This is a genomic window from Inquilinus limosus MP06 (assembly GCF_000767795.1).
Taxonomy (GTDB): domain Bacteria; phylum Pseudomonadota; class Alphaproteobacteria; order DSM-16000; family Inquilinaceae; genus Inquilinus; species Inquilinus limosus_E.
This window is the reverse complement of record NZ_JANX01001035.1, coordinates 1-1,074: the sequence shown is the minus strand read 5'-3', so window position 1 is coordinate 1,074 and position 1,074 is coordinate 1. Positions and strand designations below refer to the sequence as shown.

The 1,074-nt window shown below is 74.5% G+C and carries 2 protein-coding genes; both read left to right on the top strand.

Annotation, left to right across the window (positions count from 1 at the left end; translation table 11 throughout):
* The coding region (locus P409_RS39775; RefSeq protein WP_034849615.1) for a hypothetical protein at positions 1–274 on the top strand (274 nt) is incomplete at its 5' end.
* Positions 275–703: 429 nt separating this feature from the next.
* A partial coding sequence (locus P409_RS34995) for a phosphotransferase enzyme family protein (RefSeq protein WP_034849616.1) occupies positions 704–1,074 on the top strand: 371 nt, incomplete at its 3' end.

The following is a 1,074-nucleotide window of genomic DNA, read 5'->3' as shown; positions in this document are numbered from 1 at the left end:
GGAGAGGCTGGCCGGCGACCGTGCCGACCGTCCCGACACGGCCGACAGGGCCCTGCCGATCGAGGCCCTGATCCGCAGCCTGTGCCGCGCCCTCGGCATCCCGCCCGACCGGGCCGCGATCGCCGCGGCCGTCGCCGGAACGGCGGAGGTTGTCGCCATCGATGCCGGGACGGAGGCCGCCAGACGGGTGGCCGCGAAGGCCTGGTTCCGCCCGCCAGATACCCCCGCCGCCGGCCGGCCTCCGCCGAGGCCGCCCGGACCGGACAGCGGCTGAGCGCCGGGTCCGCTCGACCGCGTAGGTTGGGTTCGCGGCGCGAACCCAACATCCCGCCACCGTGCCTCTGTTGGGCTCGCGGACCGCGAACCCAACCTGCGAAGCATCACCGGCCTGCCCGACCTTCCACGCTCCCCCTCCCCTTGCGGGAGGGGGTGGGGGGAGGGTCTGCGCGCGTCCGCGCGTGATGAGCATGGTCCCAGGCGGATGGCATGCAGGCCTGCGCCGGTTCGGGCTGCAACACCCCCTCCCCCTACCCCCTCCCGCGGGAGGAGGGGGAGGATGACAGGGACGGGCTTGCGCCAATTCTCACCAGACGAGGGAGGGAACACGGGGCTGCGCGCATCCGTGCGCGCTGGGCATGGCCCCAGGACCGATGATATCCAGGTCAAGGCTCAGCGCGGATCGGGTTGGTCGAAGATGTCGCCGATGGGATGGGAAGCACTCGGGCAATGGGGCGACGACGTCGCCCGCATCGAACCGCTGTCCGGCGGCGTTGCCAACGACGTGTGGAGCGTGCGCGTCGGCGGGCGCCTCGCGGTCGGCCGCCTCGGCAGCCGGAGCGACGCCGACCTCGCCTGGGAGACCGGGCTGCTCCGGCATCTCGACCGCGCGGGCCTGGCCGTGCCGGTGCCGATCCCGACGGCGGACGGCCGTCTGTTCGCGGACAGCCTGGTGGTGATGACCTATGTCGAGGGCGGGCCGCCGGAGACGGCGGCCGACTGGCGCCGCGTGGCCGACACGCTCCGCCGGCTGCACCGGTTGACGCAGGGCTGGCCGCAGCGCCCCGGCTGGCGGTC